Here is a 25,365-nt window from a genome sequence, read left to right on the forward strand (position 1 = left end):
TGTCTTTCAAAAACACAAAAAAAGGATGGCCCGAGGCCATCCTTTAACCTTCATTCTTCTATTCGTAAATCGGACGAACCGGGTTCGTCTGCTCGCGGTTGCGGCCTACCGAGAAGATCGCAATCGGAATGCCTGTCAGCTCGGACACGCGTTTCACGTAGTTGCGGGTGTTCTCCGGAAGATCCTCAAGCGTCTTCGCTCCCGAAATATCCTCCGACCAGCCCGGCAGCTCCTCGTATACCGCTTCGCACTCGGATACCAGCTTCAGGCTTGCCGGATACGTGTCGATGATTTCGCCGCGCAGCTTGTAAGCCGTGCAAATCTTCACCGTTTCGAGGCCTGTCAATACGTCAAGCGAGTTAAGGGACAAGCCCGTAATTCCGCTTACGCGGCGGGCGTGGCGTACGACAACCGTGTCGAACCAGCCAACGCGGCGAGGACGGCCTGTAACGGTGCCGTATTCATGGCCCTTGTCGCGAATCAGCTGGCCGATCTCGTTATCCTGCTCGGTCGGGAACGGGCCGTCGCCGACACGCGTCGTGTAAGCTTTCGCAACGCCGATAACCTGCTGGATTTTGGACGGGCCTACGCCCGACCCGATACATACGCCGCCCGCCGAAGGGTTCGAGGACGTTACGTACGGATACGTTCCTTGGTCGATGTCCAGCATGACGCCTTGAGCGCCTTCGAACAGCACTTTTTTGCCTTCGTCGATCGCATCGTTCAGTACGACCGAAGTATCGGTTACGTACTGGCGAAGCACCTCGGCATACCCCAGGTAATCGCTGATGATTTTGTCCACGTCAAGCGGCTCGCTGCCGTAAACCTGCTCGATCAGCTGGTTTTTCTCCGCGGCGATGGCGCGCACTCTTGCATCAAACTCCTCGGCGTCCATCAAATCCGCGATCCGGATTCCGTTGCGGGCAGCCTTGTCCATGTAGCAAGGGCCGATCCCTTTGCGCGTCGTGCCGATTTTGTTATCGCCCTTGCGGTCTTCTTCAAGGCCGTCCAGGACGAGATGATACGGCATAATGACATGCGCACGGTCGCTGATTTTCAGGTTCTCCGTAGAAAATCCATTTTCATGAATATAGTTAATTTCGTCGATCAGCGCTGCAGGATTAATAACCATTCCGTTGCCGATGACGCAAGTTTTATTGTGGTTAAAAATACCGGATGGAATCATCGTCAGCTTGTACTTTTTATTATCGATGAGGATGGTGTGCCCGGCATTGTTTCCTCCTTGGTAACGAGCGACGACGTCGGCTCCTTCTGCCAAGTAATCGGTGATTTTGCCTTTGCCTTCGTCTCCCCACTGTGTACCAACAACAACAACCGTAGACATAATCATACCCCCGTCCGGTGTTTATGAACACCGAAATTTACCGTCTCCCGCCTTGCCTCATCCCTGCTCGATAGCATGGAAATCGGCAATGTCCAAAAAGACAGCACTAACATTGTAGCAGTCTCCACACAAGAAGTCAAACGAAAAACGAACAATTGCATATACTGCCATGCAATTGTTCGGAATTCAAGATGCTGACGGTTCCTCATGAGTCCGATCCAAACTTACGAATTTATTGAATTGCTTCAAAAACGCCAGCTCGACCGTCCCGACCGGGCCGTTACGCTGCTTGGCGATAATAATCTCAATAATGTTCTTCTTCTCCGACTCTTTGTCGTAGTAATCGTCCCTGTACAGGAACGCTACGATATCGGCATCCTGCTCGATCGATCCCGATTCCCTGAGGTCGGACATCATCGGGCGTTTGTCCTGCCGCTGCTCGACGCCCCGGCTCAGCTGCGACAGCGCGATAACCGGAACCTCGAGCTCACGTGCGATATGCTTCAGCGTACGCGAAATCTCGGAAACCTCCTGCTGCCGGTTTTCGCCCGCTTTGCCGCGGCCGGAAATCAGCTGAAGGTAGTCGATCAGAATCATGCCGAGCCCGCGCTCTTTCTTCAGGCGGCGGCATTTGGAACGAATCTCGGCTACCGTAATACCGGGCGTGTCGTCGATATAGACCTCCGACTCCGACAAGGCGCCGATCGCCATCGTCAGCTTCTCCCAGTCATCGCCCTCAAGATGGCCGGTCCGCATGCGCTGCGCATCGACGTTGCCCTCGGCGCACACCATACGCTGAACAAGCTGCGCGGCCGACATCTCCAGCGAGAAGATGGCCACGGTCTCGCGGGCACGGACGCCGACGTTCTGGGCGATATTGAGGGCGAAGGCCGTTTTCCCTACGGACGGACGCGCCGCCACAATAATCAGGTCGCTTCGCTGAAAGCCGGCCGTCATCCGGTCCAGATCGGTAAAGCCCGACGGAATGCCCGTCGTTCCGCCCCGGTCGGCATACAACTGCTCGACCTTCTCGAATACCTCCATCAGGACATCCCTGATGGAGATGAACCCCCCGCCTGACCGGCGGTTCGAAATTTCAAGAATTTTTTTCTCCGCATCGCCAAGAAGGACGCCGACGTCCTCGGAATTGGCATAGCCGTCGGACACGATATTTGTCGCCGTCCGGATCAAACGCCGCAGCATCGACTTCTCTTCGACAATCTGCGCGTAATAATCAATATTCGCCGCTGTCGGAACGGCATTGGCGAGCTTAGCCAAATAGCTGACCCCGCCAATTTCCTCCAGCAGCTGCCGGTCCTGCAGATGCGCGGTCAGAGTAACGAGGTCAACCGGCTGGTTGTCCTCCGCAAGCTCCACCATCGCTTCAAATATATTTCTGTGAGGACCGCTGTAGAAGTCATCGCTACGTATCCGCTCCATCGCCGCGATGAGCGCCTCGGCCTGCAGCAGCACCGCCCCGAGGACGGCCTGCTCGGCTTCCAGGTTTTGCGGCGGGACCCGGTCAAACATCAGCTCTGTACTCATGGTCACTCCTCTTCCCCAATCTTCACTTACTCTTCCGCCGCTTGTACGCTCAATTTCGCCTTCACTTCAGGATGAAGCTTGACGGCAACCTGCGTTACGCCCAGTGTGCGAATCGGCTCTTCGAGCTCGATTTTACGTTTGTCGATCTTGATGCCCTGCGCAGCCAGCCCTTCTGCGATTTGCTTGCTCGTAATCGCGCCGAACAGCCTTCCGCCCTCGCCGGCTTTCGTCTTAATGACGACCGTCATCTCTTCGAGCTGCTTGCCAAGCGTAATGGCGTCTTCCTTCTCCTGCGCTTTGCGCTTCAGCTCGGAAGCGGTCTGTACCTCCAGCGTTTTCAGGTTTCCGTCGGACGCCGCCTTCACGAGGCCCTTCGGAAGCAAGAAGTTGCGCACATAACCCTCGGAAAGCTCCTTGACTTCGCCTTTTTTCCCCTGTCCCTTAACATCCTTCAAAAAGATTACTTTCATTCGAATAACCCCTCTTCCGTTTCGATTTCATTTAACACTTTCTTCAGCTTCGCCGCAACTTCCTTCACGGTACCCTCAAGCTGCGCGGCGGCATTCGTCAAATGCCCGCCGCCGCCCATCCGCTCCATGACCACCTGTACGTTCATGTGGCCGAGCGAGCGGGCGCTTACGCCGATGAGTCCGTCCTGCCGTTCCCCAATGACGAATGAAGCCAGAATATCCGTCATATTCAGCAGCGTGTCGGCCGATTGTGCGATCAGCAGCTGCGAGTATTTGCGGCCGCTTTCCGTAACGGCGATCGCAACATGCTCGTAGAGCACCTCGGCGTGCTTAATAATTTCGGCCTTGCGCACGTATTCCTCCAGATCCTCCTTCAGCATCCGCTGAATCATCATCGAATCCGCGCCGCTGCGGCGCAGGAAGGAAGCGGCCTCGAACGTTCTCGCACCCGTGCGGAGCGAGAAGCTCTTTGTGTCGACCGTAATCCCTGCAAGGAGTGCCGTCGCTTCCCTTACATCCAGCGCAACCCGGTCATGAATATATTGAAGCAGCTCGGTAACGAGCTCGCAGGTGGAGGAAGCATACGGCTCCATGTATACCAAAATCGCATTTGAAATAAATTCCTCGCTGCGCCGGTGATGGTCGACAACCACAATTCTCTCCGTATGCTGAAGCAGCTTCGGCTCCTTCACCATCGAAGCCTTGTGCGTATCTACGACAACCGCAAGCGACTGCGGCGTAATGAGCGAGAAAGCCTGCTCCGGCGAAACGAAGCGCTTCGACAGCTTCTCGTCCTCGCGGATCAGCTCCATCATCTTCTCGATGGCCGGATTGACGCCCTCGAGCACGATGTAAGCCTCCTTGCCGAACAGCTGAGCGGCCTTCAGAACGCCGATCGCCGCGCCTACGGCATCCATGTCGGGCATTTTGTGGCCCATGATGACCACATTGTGGCTTTCGCGGATCAGATCGCGCAGCGCGTGCGCGACGACTCTCGCCCTGACGCGCGTCCGCTTCTCGACCGCATTTGACTTGCCGCCGTAGAAGGACTGGCGCCCGCCCACCTTGACGGCCGCCTGGTCGCCCCCGCGCCCGAGCGCAATGTCTAGGCTCGTGTGCGCCCATTGCCCCAGCTCGATAATATGGTCGGCGCCCGCCGCGAAGCCGATGCTGAGCGTAACCGGAATTTTGTGGTCGCCGGTAATTTCCCTGACCTCGTCAAGCACGACGAACCGCGATTGCTCCAACACCCTCAGCGTCTTCTGGTCGGTGACGAGCAGGAAGCGGTCGCTGGTCAGCCTCTTCAGATAGATCTGATATTTCTGCGCCCATTCCGTAATTTCCGCCGTCACCTTGGACAGCATCGAGCTGCGCTGGTGATCGTCGAGGCCCTGCGACACTTCTTCCAGATTATCGATCATCACAACACCGAGAACGAGCTTCTCATCCTCGTATTTGCGACCCAATTGCCACAGGTCGGTAATATTCTTAACGTACAGGATGCGCTCCTTCTGCTTAAAAATCAGCTGGTAGACATGCGAGCCCACAGTCGCCTCGATCGTGCCCTCGCGCTCCTTCACCTGCTGCAGCGTCGGGAACAGCTCGGTAAGCGGCAAGCCGACGACCGTCTCACGCTCCATCATGCTTGCTATATAGGGATTATGCCATTCCACCGTACGGTCTTCGTTATATAAAATAATTCCAAAAGGCAGCTCGCCGATCACATCGTTGCCGGCCTTCTTCACCCGGTAAGAGAGCGTGCCAAGATAGGACTTCAGATCCTTCCGGAAAGCCCGCTCCGCCATAACGGTATAAACGCCCAAAGCGCCCGTCAATAATAGTGCGATCAGACCCAGCAGCCAATTAAACCAGGCCAGCGCCACCGTCATGAGCGCCAAGAGAATAAAGCCCCAAATTTGATGCATTCCGTGCCACCGCGTGACCAAAAACTTCGGCATTTCCGATTCGCTCCTGTGCTATGGTTTCGTAAACGACTTCCGGATTGGAAAAGCGGTGTCCAGCACGCCGATCAAGCTCAGCGGCGGGAACATCAGCACCGGAATCGCAATAAGTACCGGCACCGCCTTGTTCCATCCCCGCTCATGGGCGAGGAAGAAGAAAAATCCGACAGCCTGAAACGCAAATACAAAACTAAGCAAAGGCACCAGATTCATAACCGCAACGGAGAAGAACGATTCGCCCGCAGGGGACGATAACAGCTCAACCGCATATGCGATCAAATAAATCATAACCAGTATACGCGGCAAACGCCATTCCCTGGCCGAAGTAAATCTTGGCACTTCGGGGCCTCCGCTCCACTTCACCGCCCGGCGCGCAATATACTGCGTGATAACCGTGTACCCGAAGGCAATCATAATGAACGTCATCGGAATGGAATTGACGATCATGCTGATGACCGTTTCCGTGAAATCGGAGTTCCACTCGCTCGGGAGCATATTCTGGCTCTGCAAATTGTTAACCGTATCCCTGCCGATTTGACCCATCTCGCGGATAAGCGAAATATCCAGAAAAACCTCAAATACGAGCAGCTCCAGCATCAATTGGGCCAGAAATACGACCCCTACCGTCCGTATTACTCTGGAAGCAGGCGCCTGCTTCATGTACAAATGGCCCATCACGACGGACGGAATCAGGAAGAACAGTCCGATAATCAGCGTTGCCGGACCGCTAACGAAAAAAGCGATCGCCCACACGGGAATCAGGTGAAGCACGAACGATTTCGGCGGCAGCGTCGTATACAGTACGACGTACGGCACCATCAGCAGCAGCAAGGTAAACATGTTCAGCAGCGGCAGTACTAATGACAATAATAAAAGGAGTGCCGCAAAGCTCCACAGCACTGGTTTCAAGCCGGTTTTCAAACCGTTCACCTCTTGCGTATATAATCTGGTTTCTTGCGAAACTTTTACAATCCATTATAACACAAAAGAAAGACGGAACCACTTTCTCATTCCGTCCCCATGTCTGTGTTTTCCCCGGTTTTAATACGGTTTGCAAGCCCGGCTACACCTTTTGCTGCTCCATTATAATCTTCTCGCAGTAATCGATAATTTCGCTCCTTCGGACGATGCCGATAAACCGGTTCATATCGTCGACGACCGGCACGAAGTTCTGCACCTTCGCCAGCGAGATCAGATCGTCCATATTAGCGTCGATTCTTACGGTCTTATTGTTCAGCCGAAGAGGCACATCCGCCAGCTTTACCTTGCTTGCGTTCTCCAGCTTCAGGTCCGCATGCTTCTTCAGGTACCAGAGCAGGTCGCCCTCCGTAACCGTTCCGGCGTACCCGCCGTTCGCGTCGATAATCGGCACGGCCGTATACCGGTTATATTCCATTCGTTCCAGCGTCTGCCTCAGCGTCATATCCTGGGTGAAGCATATGACATCCTGCTTCGGCAATAAGAAAAACGCTATATTCATCCTTCCAACCACTCCGTTCCGTTTGCTCAAACCCTTTCCACTCTCCCTGAAGGCAGCTGTCGGCTTCGAGCAAACCTCCTTACGGCTGTTCGGAGCCCGTTCCGCCGCCCGCGAGCGGCTGTACTTCGTTAACCTGATCCGCTGTATATTTCTCGGGCAATAATAGCTCCGATACGGGCGTATCCGCGTCCAGCCAGCTTTTGATCATCGTACGCACTTCCGCCAAATCCTCTTCGTCCGCAAAGTAATACCAGGCCCCACCGCTCTCGAGACGGTGTCCGCTGCCAGCGAGCGAATGGCTGTAAATTTGGCGGTTCTCAGCTTTAAGCATCGTCTGTCCGAGCTCGATGAGCTGCCGCGGAGGCAGATCGGTGCTGAAATTTCCGCCCATAATGTTCATGAGCTCAGGGATTTTGGACCATTGGTTCATTTGCTTGGCTTTATCCATTAATAAGTTCAAAAAAATCTGATGCCGCTCCGTGCGGCTCATATCCCCGCCGGCATCCTCCCGGTAGCGGACATAATTGAGGGCGTCTATACCATTATAGCTCGGCTGCCCTGCTTTGATCACGAATTTCTCATGATCCGGATCGTCGTTAACCATATCTTCTTCAATAGGCAGGGAGATTCCTCCCAACGTGTCGATCACTTTGCGGAACCCTTCGAAATTTATAGACGCATAATGACGAACCGGCGCGTCAAACAGCTTGGATACGGTATCCATCGCCATTCCCGCTCCGCCGAACGCATAAGCGTGGGTAATCTTGTCTTCCCTTCCCCTGCCGACAATTTCGACACGGGTATCGCGCGGAATCGACACCATCAGCAAATCTCCGTCGCTCGGGCGGACGACCGTATAAATCATCGTGTCCGACCGGCCGATCTCATTGCCGCGCTGGTCGACGCCAAGCAGCAGCATCGCGAACGGCTCCTTCTTTTCCTTGACCGTGCTGACCGGAACCGGCTCGCGTCCCTCGATCGGCTTGTAGGTTTGCACCAGTTCCTTCTCGAGACGGTCCTCCAGGAACCAATCGAACCCTAGCATGGCCAGCGCCCCGCGGTTCAAAAATACGGCCGTGAAAATAACAGCCAGCGAAATAATCGTAACCATCCACCATCTGCGTCTCTTCATCGTATGATAAATTCTCCTATCTGCTCGATTGTAAATGCACATTCCCCTTCAGTTTAGACCAACGCCCCCGGAAACAGGTTACAAATTTTTTACAACGCGCCGGTCCCCTTTTGAAAACAGGTCTATGAAGAGCTTGTGCCGAATACAATCATGGCATATAAGATGAGAGCTCACAGAAAGGGTGACCGCTATTGCTTCAACCTCCATCGCTGAAGCCTGACGCATCCTCCACCGGCCTCGATCCGAAGGTAGCCGGCTTGCTTTGTTATTTGGGCGGCTTCATTACAGGCATCATATTTCTTGTGCTTGAAAAGCGAAGCCGGTTCGTAAGGCTGCACGCCGTCCAGTCCATCGTCGTCTCCGTCGCATTAATCGTGCTTAATATTATTTTGGGATTCATTCCCCTCTTGGGGTGGATTCTCGGCGCGCTTCTTATTCCCGTCGCCTTTATCTTATGGATCGGTCTCATGCTGCTGACCCTTCAGGGGAGATTGTATAAGCTTCCCGTCATCGGTGACTGGTCGGAGCAGCAGGCTAACCGTTTTTATTAAGCCGCTTTTGGCGGCCAAACAATGGACAGGTACCATTATACCGGATTCCGCTGCGCTTTCGCATATGTAATATTTTGAGATAGAACGGCCTGGGGCCGTTCTATTTTTTTGTCCCCCGGCAGCGCCTGCTTAGCCGCTCTTGTGTCCTCTACGGCGTTTAATCGTTCACTAAACGGTTTATTCGATTATAAGAGGCTGGATCAATCCTCCGATTGAGATGGTTATATTTTCAAAAAGGATGTGATCCTATTATGGGTGCAGGCTTCAATCTGTTTATGGTCGCTTTGCTCGTCGCGTTAACCGCTTTTTTCGTCGCTACCGAATTTGCCATTATTCGGCTCCGTTCCAGCCGCGTGGACCAGCTCGTCGTGGAAGGCCGGAAAAACGCCCTCGCCGTTCAGCGGGTTACAAGCAATCTCGACGGCTATCTGTCCGCCTGCCAGCTCGGCATTACCATAACGGCGCTGGGACTAGGCTGGCTCGGGGAGCCGACCGTCGAGAAGCTGCTGCTTCCCGTCTTCGAATTTTGGCATATGGACAGCGAGCTCAGTCATATATTGGCGTTTCTTATCGCCTTCTTTGCCGTGACGTACATTCACGTCGTGATCGGTGAGCTGGCGCCGAAGACCTTCGCCATTCAAAAAGCCGAGCTCATCAGCTTTGCCGTCGCGAAGCCGATCATTTTGTTTTACCGGGTCATGTATCCTTTCATCTGGGTGCTTAACGGCTCAGCCAACCTTCTCATCCGCCTGTTCGGTCTAAAGCCCGCCAAGGAGCATGAGGACGCTCATTCGGAGGAAGAGATTCAAATTATTTTGAACGACAGCCTGGTGAGCGGAAAAATTAACAATACGGAATACGGTTATGTGAACCGGATTTTTGCATTCGACGAAATGCTGGCGAGAGAAATTATGGTTCCCCGCATCGATATGGCCGTGCTGTATTTGAATCGGACGATGAACGAAAATCTCGACATCATTCGAAAAGAGAAGTATACCCGCTTCCCGGTTGCCGGCGACAGCAAGGACAACATCGTCGGCATGATCAATACGAAGCAGCTGTTCTTGGAATACCAGGATCATAACGGCTTTGACCTTCAATCGGTCATGCATCCCGTAATGTCTGTGTCCGAGGTGATCCCGGTCAAGACGCTTCTGAGGCGAATGCAGCAGGAGCGCGTCCATATCGCCATCGTCGTGGACGAATACGGCGGGACGTCCGGCATGGTCACGATCGAGGACATTTTGGAGGAAATTGTCGGCGATATCCGGGACGAGTTTGACGATGATGAGCGAAAGGATATCGAGAAGCTCGATGAGCGGACTTACCTTCTTGACGGTAAAGTCACTTTAAGCGAGCTCGGCAATCTGCTTGGCGCGGATCTGGAGCGCGAGGAAGTCGATACGGTCGGCGGCTGGCTGTACAGCGAAATCGAAGACGTGAGGCCTGGCAAGCAGTTTAACTATAACAACCTGCTCTTTACGATCCGCGAAATCGGCAAGCACCGTGTGAGCAAGGTCGAGCTGAAGCTGAGGGAGCGCGCGGCGAAGTGGAAGGCACGGGTGGAGTAGGGCTGGGCGGTCCAGCCTCATAGCTGTCTTGCGCAATGTCTTCTGGCGTTGCTTAGACTGGTACGTCTCTTCTGGCGGTAACGGAAAGGAGAGTCGGTTAGGTCGGATGGTTCGCGTAGAAACCTTCATTCCAACCTCCATCGCTCGGACTGTAACACGGGGGCTCCCCTATAATGCTCAGCAAAGCCATAAAAACAAGGCTGTTTTCCCGGTCCCTGCATGATCCGTAGAAAACAGCTCCCTCCTTTTTGCCTGTTTAAGCATAATTTGCAGTCCATTGCGGCAAAATGTACCCAAACGGGAAGGAGGGATTTTTTTGACTGAAACGATGGACATGTGGCTGAATATTATTTGCGGCTTCATTGTTCCCTGGTTATTCGGCGGTATTTATTTGGCGCGCAAAAGTCCTCTGGTGCTCCTGCTCATCTTCCCTGCAGGCTCAATCATCTCATCCCTCATTAATGCGTTAGGTTTTCATTTAAAATTTTGGGACTTTACCCCGTTGATTCCGAATGATGAATCCATCTCCGCTTTGCCGCTTGATATCGGCATGTACCCGCTTCTTGCCTGCTTCATGATCAGAACGATCATACAGAAGCGCAAGAAGACGGCTCTCGTATTTTTCCTGTTTGTGTTCTCCACTACGGTTCTCGAATATATCGGAACGATAATAGGCAAAGTCAGTTACGGACACGGCTGGAATGTCGGCTTTACTTTTTTATCCTATTGCGTCGGCTTCGGCACCGTCTTCCTCTACTTCAAGCTGCTTGAGCGTCACCAGGTGCTGTAACGAGGCGTGATGCTCTACCCTTCTTTGTTTTCTTCATCGGTCCGGTACAGGGATGAACGCGATTTGAACCCTTCAAACAGGTGGGTTGCGAATACTTTAAGCACGGCATACCCGGGTACGGCCAAAATAATGCCCACGATTCCGAACAGGTTGCCCGCCGTCAAAATGACGAAAATGATCGTAATCGGATGAATCTGCAGGCTTTTTCCCATAATTTGCGGTGAAATAAATTTTCCTTCGATGAGCTGCACGATCGTCCAGATGACAATCATCTTCAGCAGCATGACAGGTGAGGTGACCATCGCGACTACCAATGCAGGCGTAATGGCGATAGCCGGTCCCAGGTACGGAATAATGCTCGTGCATGCGGCTACGAGGGCCAGAACGAGCGAATACTCCAACCCGATAATCAAGTATCCGATATATAACAGCAGTCCGATGCAGAAGCTGACGATAATTTGTCCCCTGATATAGCTGCTGATTTGGCTGTTCATTTCCGCCATGATCCGTTTCGACTGGGGCTGCAGCTTATTCGGCAGGAAACCCGCAATCGTCTCCGGAAGCTGTTTGCCGTCCTTAAGCAGGTAGAACAGAATAAACGGCAAGGTGACGATCGCCAAGACAACCTCCTTCAGGGCCCCGACGAACGATCCCAAGCTGTTAAGCGCACCGTTCAGCACCGAGGTAGCCTGCTCCGTTACGTTGCCCGTCAGCTCCGTCGGGTTCAGGTTCAGCCATTCCTGGATTTGAATGAATCCCGCGCTCCCTACAAACTGCTCGAATTCTTGCTTCAGCTGCTCGACATAATGCGGCAGGTTCTCCAGCAAGGCCGTTACCTGACCGCTCAAGAACGGAATAACCGCGACGAGAAGGACGGTAATGAGGCCGGCGACAAGCAGGAACAGCGCGATGATCGAATGGACCCGCTTGACCCCTTTCCGTTCCATATAGTCCACAGCAGGATTCATCAAATAATAGACGATGCCCGCGAGGATAACCGGCAGCAGCAGCGTCTTGAGCAGGACAGTCAGCGGCGTGAAAATATACGATATTTTCGACAGCACCAGGACGTTCAGCCCCGCAAGCAGCAGGACTAGCAGAAACAGCACGAATTTATTGTTCAGAATAAATGCTTTGAACCGTTCGGTTCCCGTTTTCACTTGGTTCATACGGCCTTTCCCTCTTTCTCGCGGCGACTTTGATTATATCTTTTACGCAAAGAGGGGGCGAATGTAACACAAAACCTTCAACCGCGCTCGTTAAACGGCAAACGGCCCGCCGTCATAAATGGAAAGTATACCGTTAAATTCAGCACATGGATATATTCCCGCCGATTGACTGGATTTCATGTATCTAATTCCGGTCCATCGCACCAATTCAAGCAGATCGTCCGGTATATATATATCCAATCCAGCTATTTAGACAAAGAATGATCAAATATGGAAAATAATTACACTAAATACAGTTATTCGTCACCTCCCCTAGTCACCCTCGATCCTTCTCTTTCGCCAACTGCTCCGCCCAGTCGTCCTGCACGCTCCGCTCCCACAACGGTACGCCGGAGCGGTACGCCGCCCTCCCGTTCAAGTGGCCGGCTACCGGCGCGGTGACAAATACAAACACAATGCCGAGCAGCAGCTTCGCGCTGATATGATCCAAATAGATTGCGAAGTACAAAAAGGCTCCGGCTAAAATAAATAAGACGCCAAGCGTCGCGCTTTTGGTCGCGGCATGCGAACGCAAATACACATCCGGCAGTCTGACCAGCCCAAATGCACTCAAAGCGCTTATCATAGCGCCTGCCAGCACGAGCAAGCCGATAACGATTTCACCCGCCTCGCTTATCATCTCCGCTTTCAATTACAACACCTCTTTCAATATATCTTGCAAAGGCCGTCGTTCCAATAAATGTTAAAATTCCGATTACCAGAATGATGTCGAAATACACATTCGTTTGGAGCACCATACAAATAATCGCGACCATGGACAGCAGAAGCACACCGATCGTATCGAGTGCCGCAATGCGATCCGCAATAGACGGACCCTTCAGCAGTCTATACATGCAACCGATAATGGCAATCGACATAATCGTCAGCGACAAAAACAGCAAATTGGACATCAAGGCCGCGTCACCTCCATAATCGCTTTCTCAAACGAGTCTTTGATCTGCCTGGACAGCTCATCTGCATTTCCGATATCCATAGCATGAATATAGAGCGTTCCGCCGTCCTTCGACACATCCAAGGTGAGTGTACCGGGAGTCAGGCAGATCAGACAAGATAATAAGGTGACCTCCCAATCGGATTCCAGCTCCGTTTCCAGCGCAAGGATACCCGGACGGACCGTCAGCTTCGGCCTAATTATGTGCAGCAGAACGGCGAAGCTGGAAACGAATAGCTCCTTAATAAACAGCGCGAGCAGCTTGACGACCGCCCAAAGCCGCTTCAAATAAAAGTCCTGCGGCCAGAACCGGCTCAACAGCCCGATGCAAAAGATGCCGAGCAAGTATCCTACCGTAAAGCGCGGCGCCGACCAGTCGTTATACAGAAACATCCAGACGAAGGCAATGACCAGATTCAATACGATTTGTAAGCCCATCTCCTCTACTCCTTCAGCACGGCGTCAATATAAATGGCCGGATTCATGAGCGTATGCCCGGCTTCCGCGGCGAGCCGGTATACCCATTCCGAGCCCAGCCCTATTGCGAGGACGATGATGAACAGACCTGCCGCTGGCAGCATAAGCGTTGCCGGAAGAGAAGCCTTCGCACTTCCGCTTGTGCTGTTGCTTCGCAGCGGCTTTTCTTCGCCCCAGAATGCGCCCATAAACATCCGGATTAGCGAATACAGCACGATAAAGCTTGAAGCCAGCGCCGTGCCCGTCAGCCAGAACGACTCTTCCTCAATACCTCCAAGCAGGATCAGCAGCTTGCCTGCAAAGCCGCTCAGCGGCGGTATGCCGGCAATTGCAAGCGACGTCACGAACAGCATCCAGCCAAGCAGCGGGTATCGCTTGATCAGTCCGCCCATCTCCGTCAGGCTGTTTGTGCCCGTCAGACGCACGACCATCCCCCCGAGGAAGAACAGCAGCGCTTTGGCAGCCATGTCGTGCAGCAGGTAGAAGACGACCCCGTCCATCGAAGCTTCGTTGGCCACCGCGAGACCGAAGGCGATGAAGCCGACCGTAATAATGACGTTATAATTGAGTATTTTCTGCACATCCGTATAAGCAATGGCCCCCAAGGCGCCCAGAATCATGGTTGCCGCAGCCATCCAGGCGATCCACGTATGCGTCGAATCCGGATTATGATAGAAAATAAGCATAAACGTACGAATGAGCGCATACAGGCCCACCTTCGTTAACAGAGCGCCGAACAACGCCGCAACAGCGGCGGGCGGCACGCTGTAGGACCCCGGCAGCCAGAAGAACAGGAACAGGCCCGCTTTTAACGAGAACACAATCATGAACAATACTGCAATCACATTCAATATGCCGCCCTGCCCCGCCTCCGCGACGCGTTGCGACAAATCCGCCATATTCAGCGTTCCGGTCACACCATATAAATAGGCAACCGACGCCACGAACAGTGTGGACGACAAAATATTGACAAGAATATACTTCAGCGTCTCACGCAGCTGCCTTTTCGTGCCGCCCAGAACGATGAGCGCATAAGAGGAGATCAGCATAACTTCGAAGCAGACGAACAGGTTGAACAGGTCGCCCGTCAAGAACGAGCCGTTGACGCCGACCAGAAGAAACTGAAAGAACGGATAATAATAATATCGCTCCCTCTGCTCGCCTACGCTGCCGAACGAATACAGCAGGCAAAAGAAAGCAACGGCCGAAGCCGCCAGTACCAGCAGCGCGGCGAAAAGATCGGCGGTGAACACGATGCCATACGGAGGAAGCCAGCCCCCCATGTGCAGCGTTTGAATACCCTCTGCCCTCACCTGATACACAATAGCCGCAGCCACAGCCGTAGTACCTATCATACTGATCGCACTGAGCCACCTTTGAGCCGGAATGTTATTTTTGACAAAAACAAGAAGCGCCGCTGTGCACAAAGGGATCAGAAGCGGAATTACCAGTAAGTTATTCATCGTCATCCCCCTTTAGCTGCTCCATATTGTCAGTCCCAAGATTTTGGTAAGCCTTGTAGGCCAACACGAAGAAAAAGGACGTCACTCCGAAGCTGATTACAATCGATGTAAGAATAAGCGCTTGAGGCAACGGATCGACATAGGCGTCCGCCTTCTGTCCGAGAAGCGGGGCCGCCCCGGTCTTGAGGCGCGACATCGTCAGAAGCAGCAGATGGACGCCATGTGTCAATAACGAGGTGCCGAGAATAATGCGCAGCAGGCTCTTCGACAGTACCAGATAGACGCCTACCGTGAACAACACGCCAATCGCCAGCGACATATATAATTCCATCTACTTATCCCTCCCTATCGCCAAAATAATCGTCATCGTAATACCGACGATAGTCAGATAGACGCCTAGATCGAACAGCATCGCTGTAGCCAATTCGCTGTGACCGAGCAGCGGAAGATCGTGATAACCGAACGTATGGCTCAGAAACGGAGCATCGAACCAAAACGATCCGATCCCTGTCAACAGCGCAATGAGGATGCCGAAGGCACTCACCTTTCGGAAATCGACCGGAACGACCTCTCTAACCGTCCTGATGCCGAAAGCCATTGCCAGCAGCACGAATGCAGCCGCCATCATAAGCCCGCCGATGAAGCCCCCGCCCGGCTCATGATGGCCGGAGAAAAACAGATATAACGAGAATGTCAGAATAATAAAAATGACCGCTTTGGAAATCGTCCGTAAAATGACATCGTTGCTGCGGATGCCATTAATCGGCAGCTTGCTGCCGCTTTCCCAATAGCCGGGAGCCGTTGCCGATTTCTCGTCCCCGTCCAGGTTCAGCCGGATCAAGGCGTAGATGCCGTAAGAAGCAATGCCGAGCACGACAATTTCCAGCATCGTGTCGAACCCTCGGAAGTCGACGAGAATGACGTTGACGATGTTTTTCCCGCCGGCCAGGTTGTAGCTCTCCTTGACGAAGAAATCGGATATCGATTCGAACGACCGGCTGCTGTTTGCTGCAAGCGCAACAAGCGTCATGATCATACCTACCCCAAGCGCGATGATCAGGTTCGGCAGCCTGAAGCGCAGCGTTTCCGCTTCCTTCTTCAGTTTAGGTAGGTGGTAGAAGCAAAGCAGGAACAGTGTGACCGATACCGTCTCGACGATCATCTGCGTCAGAGCCAAATCCGGGGCCCGGAAGATCACGAAGAAGAGCGTGACCATATAGCCAGCCGTACCGGTTAGAATAACCGCCATCATTCGTGTACGGGCGAAAGGCACGGCAATGACGGATACGGTCAGCGCGAAGATAACAACAGCCTCATAAAGCGACATCGGCGCAAAGCCGGCGAAATCAAAGCGGATGCCGGATACCCTGCCCATCGTGACCGCAACCGATATGATCAGAAACATAAATATATAGATCAAGTAATGTCGAATCGACCCAGTCATGTAGCAATCCGTTATGCGCTTTGAGCCTAAATTCAGGAAGCTGATGCCGCCGTCATAGGTCCGGTTCAGCGAAACGGCGCTGAAGAGCGGCTGATGCAGCAGCTTGACGCGTCTATGTAGACGGTAAAGCACGGTACCCGCACAAATGACGCCGATCGTCATGAAAATCTCGGTCGTCCAGCCATGCCAGAAATGGATAGACGCATCGAATTGCTGCCCCGGCAGCAGCACCGACGGATGAATCGCCGCCAACGCCGGCTCGATTAGCGTGTACGCCACCAGGTTAGGGAACAAACCGAAGACGACAGCGAGCGAGCCGAGCACAAGCGGCGGAAGCAGCATCCCGATCGGAGCCTCATGCGGCTTTTTCTCCAGCTTGTCGAACGTCTTCGGACCAGTAAAGGTGCGGAACACGAGCACCATGCTGTAAATGAAGGTGAAGATGCTCGCAACCCAGGCGATCACCGGAAACAGGATGCCGAAGACGTCCATGCGAAGAACATCCATCTCCATAATGTTGAGCGCAGCGGTAAAAAACATCTCTTTACTCAAGAAGCCGTTAAACGGCGGAAGCCCGGCCATCGAGAACGCTCCGACGAGTGCAATCGAGAACGTAACGGGCATGACCGACATCAGCCCGCCGAGCCTGCGAATGTCCCTCGTTCCGGTCTCATGATCGACAATACCGACGACCATGAACAAGGCGCCTTTGAAGACGGCGTGGTTGATCATATGAAAGATGCCCGCCATCGTCGCTTTTACATAAAATAACGACTCTGTTGAACCTGCGTAAACGGAGGCTGCCGAGCCGAGTCCGAACAAGCTCATAATCAGGCCAAGCTGGCTGATCGTCGAGAACGCGAGCATCGCTTTGAGATCGGTCTGCTTCATCGCCCGGTAGGAGCCATAGATTAAGGTCAAGATCCCTACAGCGGATACGAGCCAGAACCAGCCCGCAGCACCAGCGAATACCGGACTAAGTCTTGCGACCAAATAAAGTCCGGCCTTAACCATCGTAGCCGAGTGCAAATAAGCACTGACCGGCGTCGGCGCTTCCATTGCGTCCGGCAGCCAGATATGAAACGGGAACTGCGCCGACTTTGTGAAAGCGCCCAGGAGGACAAGCAGCATGGCCGGCACGAACAGAGCATGTTCCGTTATCGCGCTGACATTGCCGATAATTTCCCGGATGCTGAACGTTCCCGTCATGACGTAGAGCAGAACGAAGCCGCCCAGCATCGCAAGCCCTCCAAATACGGTGATCAGCATTGATTTTAATGCGCCGTATTTCGACTTTTCCCTTTTGAACCAAAAGGCAATCAGGAGGAACGATGAAATACTCGTCAGCTCCCAGAAGCCGTATAGCACAATCATATTATCGGAGAGGACTACGCCGAGCATCGCTCCCATAAACAGCATTAAATAGGCGTAAAAGGTGCCGACCGCCTCTTTATTCCGATCCAGATAGTAAATAGAATACAGAACAACGAGGAAGCCGATTCCGGAGATCAGCAGGGCAAACAGCATACTCAAACCGTCAAGATAGACGGTAAAAGAGATGCCTAACGATGCAATCCACGGGATGGAAGCCTGAATTGGATCGCCCTCCTGAACCAGTTGCAGCTTCCCCATGACATAAGCAAAGATAAGCATCGGCACCGGAAGCATAAACCAGCCGGTATGAATTCGAATCGTCATTCGTTGCAAATACGGGCTGCATAAAGCTGATAATAAAGGGAAAATAATAACGGCATGCAGCAAAGACAAGTTTCTTCCTCCTTAAAACATATTTTCAAATAGTAATACTCCTTCAGTATTTCCAAATTCCTCCTGAAAGTATGTCCAAAATGATGGAAAACGCCAAAAAAACGCAAAAAGAGCCCGCTGTTGGCAGGCTCCTCCGATAAAAAATTTGATGTTTTGGTTGACTCACTGTTTTCTAGTATATCGTCACAGCTTCCTCTTGTCAAAATTAACGGGTATGAAGCCTGCCTAATTAGGGGATGACTCTTTAATGATAGCGGTCTGCAGCTCATACCCTCATACAAACAATCGGGAGTGAACTCTATGCTGAAAAGTAAAATCATCATTTCCTCCGCCGTATTCCTGCTGCTCCTTGCCGCGGGAGGAGGCTGGAGCATTCACCTGAGCAAGCAGCGAAGCTTAGCGTCTTACTCAACTCCTTATCCGAATACGTTCACCATCTACTCTACGCGTTATTTAATGAGCTCGGCTGATCGAACGTATCCCTTCTCTCCTAGAGAATATGTCCGGATTATTCACCGCGTCGAGGACCGCTCAGAGTCTGTTACGCCTCAATGAAGACGAATCGATTAGAGCGGCAAGTCTCTGCGACTAAACAAATAGACCGCCGATGCATACAGGGCAATTCCAGCTGCTCCAAGCGACACAGCATGGAGCGCAACGTTCACCTCTCCGGCCGCTATCGCCGCCGGCTCGAACAGAGAGAGCGGCGTCAAGTAATCCAACCATTCATGATTGTCCGTCATATTCCCGATCAAATGAATCATATAGAACAAGACAGACAAGCCGCCTGACGCAGCGAGAGAATGCTTCGCGTCATTGAATAAAGACGAGAACAGAAAGGAATAACCGCTGATTACAAAAAACAGCAAAAACCCGGTCACATTTAGTTGTACAAACGCATGCCGATCAAACTCCGCCTGTTCCGCAAGCAGCGGCGCGGCAAGCAAGCCGGCGCCAAGCGCAATGCCCGTCAAGGCAAACAAACCGGTTATGAGAACCGCTGCTTGAGTCGTTGCAATTTTCCTTCTTGATACAGGTGTTGAAAGCAAATAGGCCATAGAGCCGCGATCGACAAGATGAGCCATCAGCTGATTCGCCGCCATGATACACAAAATCATCATGAAAATAACGAAGCTTACGCCATAGAAGCTTGAAGCTACAAATCCGGTCAGCCCGTTCATGCCGGCTCCCAGCCCGAATGCATCCTTCATGCCCTCCGGGAGCATTTCAAACGGGTCGGCTTCGACGCTTGACGTATACATGCCTATGATAACGATTAGGTAGAACAGGATGAGTGCAGTGAAAATGCCATACAGCTTGGCGGTCCTTTGGAATGAAGATACAAATAACGCCTTGTTCATCCTTTTACCACCTTCCTGTCATAATAGTGCATGAATACTTCCTCCAGCGTTTGAGTATGCACATTAAGGTCCTGGACGCCGCACTCTGCCAGACATTGAATAAAGCGGTCGCAGCTCCCTTGCAGGGCGATTCGGATCCTAAGCCCTTCCGAGCTTACGACGGTTAATCCCGAATTTCTGATCTGCTCTATGTCCTCCATGGTCTTTACCGTAACCTCAAAAATTTTGCGTTGCATCAGCTGCAGCTTTTTTACGTCTTCAACGGCGATGAGCCGGCCATCCTTGATGATTCCCGCCCTGTCGCAGGTCCGGTTGATTTCATCAAAGCTGTGGGATGACATGATCGTCGTGGCTCCGCGCTCCTTGGCCTCCAGTACCAGCTCAATAAAGATGTTTTGCATGAGAGGATCAAGCCCGGAAGTCGGTTCGTCGAGTATAAGCACGGACGGATCATGCATGAACGCCGCCACGATGCCGACTTTTTGCTTCATCCCCTTCGACATTTTCCGAATCGGCGTATTCACATCAAACTGAAGCCTTTCGATCAATTGCCGTTGGCGGCTGCTATCCTTCATCCCTCGCATGCCATTCAGCAAATGGAGAAACTGCCGGCCGTTCATGCCATCCGGAAATGCAATTTCTCCCGGCAAGTAACCAACCTCCCTCTGAATCTCTGCACTGTTCATCCAGCAGTCCATGCCATTGATGGCAGCCTTGCCATACTCCGGCCGGATGAACCCCATTAAATGACGGATTGTTGTCGACTTTCCCGCTCCGTTTGGCCCGAGGAAACCAAATATCTCCCCTTGCTGAACGTCGAAGCTAACATCAAAAATCCCTTTACCGCTTTTAAAAGTCTTTGTTAGACGATTGAGTTGAATCATAGATGATTCTCCTCCTTTAATTGAAATGAATAATTATTATTCATAATATTCATAATAGAAGGTTTTGATAACAAGTGCAACGCCTTTTTTGAATAAACACAATTGAATCCATTCAAAACTATGTGTATGCTTAAGGAGAGGTGAATAAGATGGACGGTTATCAGCAGCGTACAGAACTAAAGAAATCCGCTATTAGAGAAGCGGCCTTGTCCCTGTTTTCCGAATTTGGCTTTGACAAGGTCAGCCTTGCGGAAATCGCCAGAAAAGCACGGGTCTCCCCCGTTACGTTATATAATTATTTTGGAACGAAGGATGAGCTTATTAAGAAGGTCATGTCTTCATTTTTAGAGGAAGAATGGATGAGATACAGGGAGCTGTTTCATAGTAATCTGCCGTTTCCCGATAAAGTGAAGAAAATGATATTTGATGCAACTCATTGGAATGAGCGAGTGAACAGACATTTGCTGCAGCAGCTGCTTAGCGACGATCCGGAATGGAGAAGCTTGGTCGAACGAATTTATAAGGATGCGCTGCCCGAGTTAATCCGGTTTATCGAGCATGGCAAAGAGGAAGGGTATATCGACACCGGGATTTCGACAAATACGATCCTTCTCTATTTTAATCTCATGAAGGAAATGAAAATGACGAGTCTTTTCAAGCAACACATCCATGACACTAAAACCATTGACGAACTGACCCATCTATTTTTTTATGGCCTGTTGAATCAGAAGATGATTGAGGAATAAAAACAGAACTGCCTCAAGCAGCTTTAGCTGCCGCCCGAGCAGTTCCGTTGAAAAATGATTGCCTAAACATCACTTACCTTTTCCTTCGCCTTATTGCCGAGCCCCAGCTTCATCACTAAAGGCTTAATGGTTAGCCCTTGAACAAGTAGGGAGAACAGTACGACGCTGAAGGTCAAAACCAGCACATCTTCCCTTCCTTCAAAGGATGCCGGCAAGCTTAGAGCTAATGCGATGGATAAGCTTCCCTTGAGTCCCCCCCAATTCAGGATCGCCTTCCAGGAACGCGGGAATCCTTTAATCCATTGAGTGCTTGCGTACAAGGCAATCGTTCTTCCGGCTAATACAATTACGACCGCTGCCGCTATCGTAACCCATTTATCCGAGAAGTCAATATTTTTAATTTCAATTCCGATCATTGGAAAAATCAGTGAATTAGCAATTAATGTGACGACATCCCAGAAAGAATTGATATTGACCTTAGTCGTTTCGGACATTCCGATTTTCGCCCCGTAATTTCCGAAGATCAGTCCGGCCGTAACGACTGCAATGACCCCTGATACGTGAAATTGCTCGGCTATAAAAAAGCTTCCAAAGAATAACAGCATGGAAAACGCAATTTCCAACGGATAATCATCGTAAATTCGGATCAATTGCGAAAAGAGGTAGCCCAGAACCGCCCCTATCGCTATACCGCCTGCTGCGAACTTGATGAAAAGCAGCAATCCGCTGCTAAATCCCATCCAGCCAAGCTCCATGTAGGAGAGTAAATAAACGGACGATATTTGAAAGAGCACGACTGCAATTCCATCATTAAATAATGATTCGCCCTCAATAATGGTTACAATCGATTTGGGCACGCCTAACGACTTAAAAATCGATATGACGCTGATCGGGTCCGTCGCACTCATTAAAGCTCCGAATGTGAAGGCTACAATTAACGGAAGATCCAGCAAATAATAAGCCGAAAAAGCGATAATGAGGAATGACAAAAGCGTCCCGCCGAAAGCTAGGGCCAACACAGGCTTACTCTGTTCCTTCAAATGTGAGAACGGAAGCTTTAAGGTGGCATCTCCCAGCAAGATCGGTAAAAACAATGAAATGATAATCGCTTGAAATACATGCGATTGGGTTACAAATGATTCTGCTTCCTCTAAGAAAGGAATATTTGTTACACCGAGCAGAAGTCCTACAATCACTAATGCAATCGAATAAGGCTGATTCAGTTTTTTTGAGATCCCAATTACAAATACGGAAACTGCAAGCAGAACGAGCAACTGAATAAAGGTCTCATTAAAATGATGCATTTGAATCCCCTTTTCTACTGTTCATTTTTTTATAGCATAGTTGCTTGAAGAATCGGACTCTTTTTGAGAAAAAAACAAAAAAGAGCCCTTGTTGACAGGCTCCTCCGGTAAAGATGAAATTATTCAATTCGCTTTCACGACCATTAATAATTATATATAAACTATCCTGAAATTGTCAATTGCAAGCTACACACATTTCAATCGATTTATCAACGGATATCCATCTTATCCGGTTCGAAATAATAAGCCATTCATTCCCATACTATGACAAAGGAGCCCGTTATCACGGACTCCTTCGGTATAGACATAGTCCCTTGGCGACCTATTCAGTCGTGTAAGGAAGCAGTGCGATTTGACGGGAACGTTTAATTGCGATTGTCAGCAAGCGTTGGTATTTCGCGCTTGTGCCAGTCACACGGCGTGGCAAAATTTTGCCGCGCTCGCTGATAAACTTCTTCAGCAAATCAGTGTCTTTATAGTCAATGTTAGTAATTTTGTTTACAGTGAAGAAACAAACTTTACGGCGTTTGTTGCGTCCGCCTTTACGTCCGCTGAACTTACGCTCTGGACGCTCGTCGCCGCCGTTATCTCTTTGCTTGAAAGCCATGATTCGTATCCTCCGTTTCTCTCGAAAATGTTAAAATGGTAAATCATCTTCCGATATATCAATTGGGCGGCCATCATCCTGGAACGGATCACGGCTGTCATTGCGCGAGTTGTTGTTAGATCGGCCTCCGCCTCCATAAGAAGCGCCGCCTCCGGAATTGCCTCCGCCACTGCTTGTACCGCCGCCGGAACCGCTGTAGCTGCTTCCGCCTTCTTCACGCGCCGCACCGCCTTCGCGGTTAGATTCCAAGAAACGAACGTTATCGGCAATAACCTCGGTCACGTAGACGCGCTTGCCTTCGTTGTTCTCGTAGTTACGCACCTGAATGCGTCCTTCTACCGCCGTTAAACGGCCTTTGCGCAAATAGTTGGCGCAGGTTTCAGCCAGCTGCCGCCAGGTTACAACCGGAATAAAATCCGCTTCACGCTCGCCTTGACCCGAAGTAAACGGACGGTCCACTGCGATCGTAAATTGCGTAACGGCGACTCCTGCAGGCGTATAGCGCAGCTCGGGGTCTCTGGTTAATCTACCAATCAATATAACACGATTCAACATCGTCTCCGACCTCCCAATCGAACATCCTGCGTTGACTAAGCTACGTCTCTAACGATCAACGAACGGATAACTTCATCCGAAATCTTCATGATACGGTCAAGTTCATTAATAACTTCAGTCGTTGCGTTGAAGTGTACCAGAACGAAGTAACCGTCACGAAGCTTGTTGATCTCATACGCAAGACGGCGTTTGCCGATCACATCTGTCTTAGTGACCTCTCCACCGTTGGAGATGATGCCATTGAATTTATCAACGAGAGCTTGAACGTTTTCTTGTTCAACATCCGGACGAATGATGTACATCACTTCATATTTGCGCATATTGTTTCACCTCCTTTTGGACTAACGGCCCCATAAATGGAGCAAGGAACGAGCATTGTGCTCGCATCTCTATACTATACCAAAACCGCTTGCCCATTTCAAGTAAAGGTTTTATCTGCTACTTATGCTTATCGGGCGCTCCGCAAATACTAATGACCGGACTGCTGCAATCCGGCTGAAATCCGGCAGCCGGCAGCCAATACATTTCTGACTTGGATGGAGGCATCAATAATGGGCGAATGGACTTTGTTCTCACCCGGCGACAGGGCGCCGAATGACGGCGTATATATCGAGACAGGCGTAAACTCATTTCATATGGGTATCCAGAACCCGAAGAAGGTTAGTCTAAACAGAGGCCAGCGTTTTCCCGAGACATCCAATCATGAGCGCAAATGGAAGCGCATGGGGCACAACTGACTAACGCTGTCATTCTGTTGGTGCGGCCGTTACGGTCAAGCTGGATCTGTCAGAACGGAGGCTCGTTCGAGTCTCCGTCTTGCGGCGTTAAGATTTATCGTACCAAGCTTTTGCCGGTCGGTCAGAAGGATAGCCGTGCTTCTCCCGGTACGATTTGCGTTCGACGGTAAAATCCCACCACTGCTTGCCGCTGCCAGGATGGGCTGCATGATGTACGGCCAGCCTCATAACGTCTTCTACGCACGGATCCATCCAGACGCCATGCAGACGCTCCAGACGCTCGACAAGCTCCGCTCCGCTCTCCCCGCCCGCTTTAATATCCTCCAGCGAATAGAAGCCTAATTCGACCAAATGATGCGCCAGCTTCGGGCCGATGGACGGAATACGTTGAAATCGGGCCATGGCTAGCAGATACGCCGCCCGTTCCTCCGTAACTTCCAGACTCACGCATAACTGCTCTGCCGTCATATTGGCAAGCTCGTTCAGCTTAAGCTTTGCCTGTCGCAAATGTTTGCGCTCCGATTCCGTTAACGGCAGCTTAGGTGTACTCATGCGTTATTGTCCCCTTTCCGATTTAGATCTATAAAATAAAAAAACGATCCGTTATACGAATCGTCTGAATTGTTATTGTTATGGCGGAGAAGGTGGGATTCGAACCCACGCACGCTGTGACACGCCTAGCTGATTTCGAGTCAGCCCCCTTGGGCCTCTTGGGTACCTCTCCGCATGTAAAACTTATATTAGCATACAGCTTGTCCTTTTGCAAGTGGTTTAAATTATTTTTTAAAAAAATTTTTAAGATTCCGTTTGGCTCTCCTCGCTCGTTTTGGAGCGAAGCACCTTCTTCATGTTTTTCTCGAACTTGGCCCTTGGGATAAGCACGCTGTGTTTGCAGCCGACGCATTTAATCCGGATATCCATCCCCATCCGGATAATTTCCATTTCATTCGAGCCGCACGGATGCTGCTTTTTCATTTGAACGACATCGCCCAATTCGAATTGCTTACGCTCCATC

The 25,365-nt window shown here is 51.3% G+C and carries 28 protein-coding genes and 1 tRNA gene; 6 read left to right on the top strand and 23 right to left on the bottom strand.

All coding sequences use genetic code 11. The features are described from left to right. Positions 1 to 58: 58 nt before the first annotated feature. The 7 genes from KP806_RS15005 to KP806_RS15035 form a co-directional block, all read right to left on the bottom strand. On the bottom strand, positions 59 to 1,345 hold the full coding sequence (locus KP806_RS15005; RefSeq protein WP_224724511.1) for an adenylosuccinate synthase: 1,287 nt from the start codon (positions 1,343 to 1,345) through the stop codon (positions 59 to 61). A gap of 186 nt (positions 1,346 to 1,531) precedes the next feature. Next, positions 1,532 to 2,890, bottom strand: a complete 1,359-nt coding sequence (dnaB, locus tag KP806_RS15010) for a replicative DNA helicase (RefSeq protein WP_224724512.1) — start codon at positions 2,888 to 2,890, stop codon at positions 1,532 to 1,534. A 26-nt stretch (positions 2,891 to 2,916) separates the two neighbouring features. Then, positions 2,917 to 3,360, bottom strand: coding sequence for a 50S ribosomal protein L9 (gene rplI / locus KP806_RS15015; protein ID WP_224724513.1), 444 nt, complete (start codon positions 3,358 to 3,360; stop codon positions 2,917 to 2,919). Continuing rightward, a complete protein-coding gene (locus KP806_RS15020) occupies positions 3,357 to 5,318 on the bottom strand; it encodes a DHH family phosphoesterase (protein ID WP_224724514.1) in 1,962 nt (653 codons plus the stop codon). Before KP806_RS15020 ends, rplI begins: the two co-directional genes overlap by 4 nt. 18 nt (positions 5,319 to 5,336) lie before the next feature. Next, positions 5,337 to 6,242 (bottom strand): YybS family protein, encoded by a 906-nt coding sequence (locus tag KP806_RS15025; protein ID WP_263575713.1) that lies wholly within the window; start codon positions 6,240 to 6,242, stop codon positions 5,337 to 5,339. Between the two features lie 142 nt (positions 6,243 to 6,384). Next, positions 6,385 to 6,801 (bottom strand): CBS domain-containing protein, encoded by a 417-nt coding sequence (locus KP806_RS15030; RefSeq protein WP_224724516.1) that lies wholly within the window; start codon positions 6,799 to 6,801, stop codon positions 6,385 to 6,387. A 79-nt stretch (positions 6,802 to 6,880) separates the two neighbouring features. After that, positions 6,881 to 7,933 carry an LCP family protein gene (locus tag KP806_RS15035; protein ID WP_224724517.1) on the bottom strand — a complete coding sequence of 351 codons (1,053 nt, stop codon included), beginning with the start codon at positions 7,931 to 7,933 and terminating at the stop codon, positions 6,881 to 6,883. 191 nt (positions 7,934 to 8,124) lie between these two features. Between KP806_RS15035 and KP806_RS15040 the strand changes: the two genes are divergently transcribed. The 3 genes from KP806_RS15040 to KP806_RS15050 all read left to right on the top strand — a co-directional run bounded on the left by KP806_RS15040 (position 8,125) and on the right by KP806_RS15050 (position 10,845). Further along, positions 8,125 to 8,484: a DUF4870 domain-containing protein gene (locus tag KP806_RS15040; RefSeq protein WP_224724518.1), complete on the top strand. Its 360-nt coding sequence runs from the start codon at positions 8,125 to 8,127 to the stop codon at positions 8,482 to 8,484. A 251-nt stretch (positions 8,485 to 8,735) separates the two neighbouring features. Next, positions 8,736 to 10,055, top strand: coding sequence for a hemolysin family protein (locus KP806_RS15045; RefSeq protein ID WP_224724519.1), 1,320 nt, complete (start codon positions 8,736 to 8,738; stop codon positions 10,053 to 10,055). Positions 10,056 to 10,371: 316 nt separating this feature from the next. Next, on the top strand, positions 10,372 to 10,845 hold the full coding sequence (locus KP806_RS15050) for a CBO0543 family protein (RefSeq protein WP_224724520.1): 474 nt from the start codon (positions 10,372 to 10,374) through the stop codon (positions 10,843 to 10,845). Positions 10,846 to 10,859: 14 nt separating this feature from the next. On the opposite strand, the gene KP806_RS15055 is transcribed toward KP806_RS15050, so the two are convergent. From KP806_RS15055 to KP806_RS15085, 7 genes are all read right to left on the bottom strand, one after another. Continuing rightward, positions 10,860 to 12,014, bottom strand: a complete 1,155-nt coding sequence (locus tag KP806_RS15055; protein ID WP_224724521.1) for an AI-2E family transporter — start codon at positions 12,012 to 12,014, stop codon at positions 10,860 to 10,862. Between the two features lie 316 nt (positions 12,015 to 12,330). After that, positions 12,331 to 12,693 (bottom strand): monovalent cation/H(+) antiporter subunit G, encoded by a 363-nt coding sequence (gene mnhG, locus KP806_RS15060; RefSeq protein WP_224724570.1) that lies wholly within the window; start codon positions 12,691 to 12,693, stop codon positions 12,331 to 12,333. Continuing rightward, positions 12,674 to 12,964: a Na(+)/H(+) antiporter subunit F1 gene (locus KP806_RS15065; protein ID WP_397376404.1), complete on the bottom strand. Its 291-nt coding sequence runs from the start codon at positions 12,962 to 12,964 to the stop codon at positions 12,674 to 12,676. Before KP806_RS15065 ends, mnhG begins: the two co-directional genes overlap by 20 nt. Continuing rightward, the gene (locus tag KP806_RS15070; RefSeq protein WP_224724523.1) at positions 12,964 to 13,443 is read right to left on the bottom strand and encodes a Na+/H+ antiporter subunit E; all 480 of its coding nucleotides are present in this window, start codon (positions 13,441 to 13,443) and stop codon (positions 12,964 to 12,966) included. The genes KP806_RS15065 and KP806_RS15070 overlap by 1 nt, the downstream gene beginning before the upstream one ends. Before the next feature lie 5 nt (positions 13,444 to 13,448). Further along, on the bottom strand, positions 13,449 to 14,945 hold the full coding sequence (locus tag KP806_RS15075) for a Na+/H+ antiporter subunit D (protein ID WP_224724524.1): 1,497 nt from the start codon (positions 14,943 to 14,945) through the stop codon (positions 13,449 to 13,451). Then, positions 14,938 to 15,276, bottom strand: a complete 339-nt coding sequence (locus KP806_RS15080) for a Na(+)/H(+) antiporter subunit C (RefSeq protein WP_224724525.1) — start codon at positions 15,274 to 15,276, stop codon at positions 14,938 to 14,940. The genes KP806_RS15075 and KP806_RS15080 overlap by 8 nt, the downstream gene beginning before the upstream one ends. Next, the gene (locus KP806_RS15085) at positions 15,277 to 18,156 is read right to left on the bottom strand and encodes a Na+/H+ antiporter subunit A (protein WP_224724526.1); all 2,880 of its coding nucleotides are present in this window, start codon (positions 18,154 to 18,156) and stop codon (positions 15,277 to 15,279) included. A 300-nt stretch (positions 18,157 to 18,456) separates the two neighbouring features. Here KP806_RS15085 and KP806_RS15090 point away from each other — a divergent pair, with 300 nt between their 5' ends. Then, complete coding sequence (locus KP806_RS15090) at positions 18,457 to 18,711, top strand: hypothetical protein (protein ID WP_224724527.1); 255 nt, start codon at positions 18,457 to 18,459, stop codon at positions 18,709 to 18,711. A gap of 11 nt (positions 18,712 to 18,722) precedes the next feature. Here KP806_RS15090 and KP806_RS15095 read toward each other — a convergent pair whose 3' ends face one another. Beyond that, positions 18,723 to 19,517, bottom strand: a complete 795-nt coding sequence (locus tag KP806_RS15095) for an ABC transporter permease subunit (protein WP_224724528.1) — start codon at positions 19,515 to 19,517, stop codon at positions 18,723 to 18,725. Beyond that, positions 19,514 to 20,401, bottom strand: coding sequence for an ABC transporter ATP-binding protein (locus KP806_RS15100; RefSeq protein WP_224724529.1), 888 nt, complete (start codon positions 20,399 to 20,401; stop codon positions 19,514 to 19,516). The genes KP806_RS15095 and KP806_RS15100 overlap by 4 nt, the downstream gene beginning before the upstream one ends. A gap of 149 nt (positions 20,402 to 20,550) precedes the next feature. Here KP806_RS15100 and KP806_RS15105 point away from each other — a divergent pair, with 149 nt between their 5' ends. Next, entirely contained in the window at positions 20,551 to 21,147 is a 597-nt protein-coding gene (locus KP806_RS15105; RefSeq protein ID WP_224724530.1) for a TetR/AcrR family transcriptional regulator, read from the top strand. Between the two features lie 62 nt (positions 21,148 to 21,209). Here KP806_RS15105 and KP806_RS15110 read toward each other — a convergent pair whose 3' ends face one another. From KP806_RS15110 to rpsF, 4 genes are all read right to left on the bottom strand, one after another. After that, the gene (locus KP806_RS15110; RefSeq protein ID WP_224724531.1) at positions 21,210 to 22,451 is read right to left on the bottom strand and encodes a cation:proton antiporter; all 1,242 of its coding nucleotides are present in this window, start codon (positions 22,449 to 22,451) and stop codon (positions 21,210 to 21,212) included. Between the two features lie 322 nt (positions 22,452 to 22,773). Continuing rightward, positions 22,774 to 23,058 carry a 30S ribosomal protein S18 gene (gene rpsR, locus KP806_RS15115; protein WP_224724532.1) on the bottom strand — a complete coding sequence of 95 codons (285 nt, stop codon included), beginning with the start codon at positions 23,056 to 23,058 and terminating at the stop codon, positions 22,774 to 22,776. 30 nt (positions 23,059 to 23,088) lie between these two features. After that, complete coding sequence (ssb, locus tag KP806_RS15120) at positions 23,089 to 23,613, bottom strand: single-stranded DNA-binding protein (RefSeq protein WP_224724533.1); 525 nt, start codon at positions 23,611 to 23,613, stop codon at positions 23,089 to 23,091. A gap of 35 nt (positions 23,614 to 23,648) precedes the next feature. Beyond that, complete coding sequence (gene rpsF / locus KP806_RS15125; protein ID WP_224724534.1) at positions 23,649 to 23,933, bottom strand: 30S ribosomal protein S6; 285 nt, start codon at positions 23,931 to 23,933, stop codon at positions 23,649 to 23,651. Between the two features lie 231 nt (positions 23,934 to 24,164). Here rpsF and KP806_RS15130 point away from each other — a divergent pair, with 231 nt between their 5' ends. Then, entirely contained in the window at positions 24,165 to 24,350 is a 186-nt protein-coding gene (locus tag KP806_RS15130) for a YjzC family protein (RefSeq protein ID WP_224724535.1), read from the top strand. Positions 24,351 to 24,437: 87 nt separating this feature from the next. On the opposite strand, the gene KP806_RS15135 is transcribed toward KP806_RS15130, so the two are convergent. The 3 genes from KP806_RS15135 to KP806_RS15145 all read right to left on the bottom strand — a co-directional run bounded on the left by KP806_RS15135 (position 24,438) and on the right by KP806_RS15145 (position 25,364). Beyond that, entirely contained in the window at positions 24,438 to 24,902 is a 465-nt protein-coding gene (locus KP806_RS15135) for a helix-hairpin-helix domain-containing protein (protein ID WP_224724536.1), read from the bottom strand. Between the two features lie 81 nt (positions 24,903 to 24,983). Beyond that, positions 24,984 to 25,074 (bottom strand) — tRNA-Ser (locus KP806_RS15140). Positions 25,075 to 25,145: 71 nt separating this feature from the next. After that, positions 25,146 to 25,364, bottom strand: a complete 219-nt coding sequence (locus tag KP806_RS15145; RefSeq protein ID WP_224724537.1) for a DUF951 domain-containing protein — start codon at positions 25,362 to 25,364, stop codon at positions 25,146 to 25,148. Position 25,365 lies beyond the last annotated feature (1 nt).

Origin of the sequence: Paenibacillus vietnamensis (assembly GCF_020169515.1) — a bacterium.
In the GTDB taxonomy this organism is placed as follows: domain Bacteria; phylum Bacillota; class Bacilli; order Paenibacillales; family Paenibacillaceae; genus Pristimantibacillus; species Pristimantibacillus vietnamensis.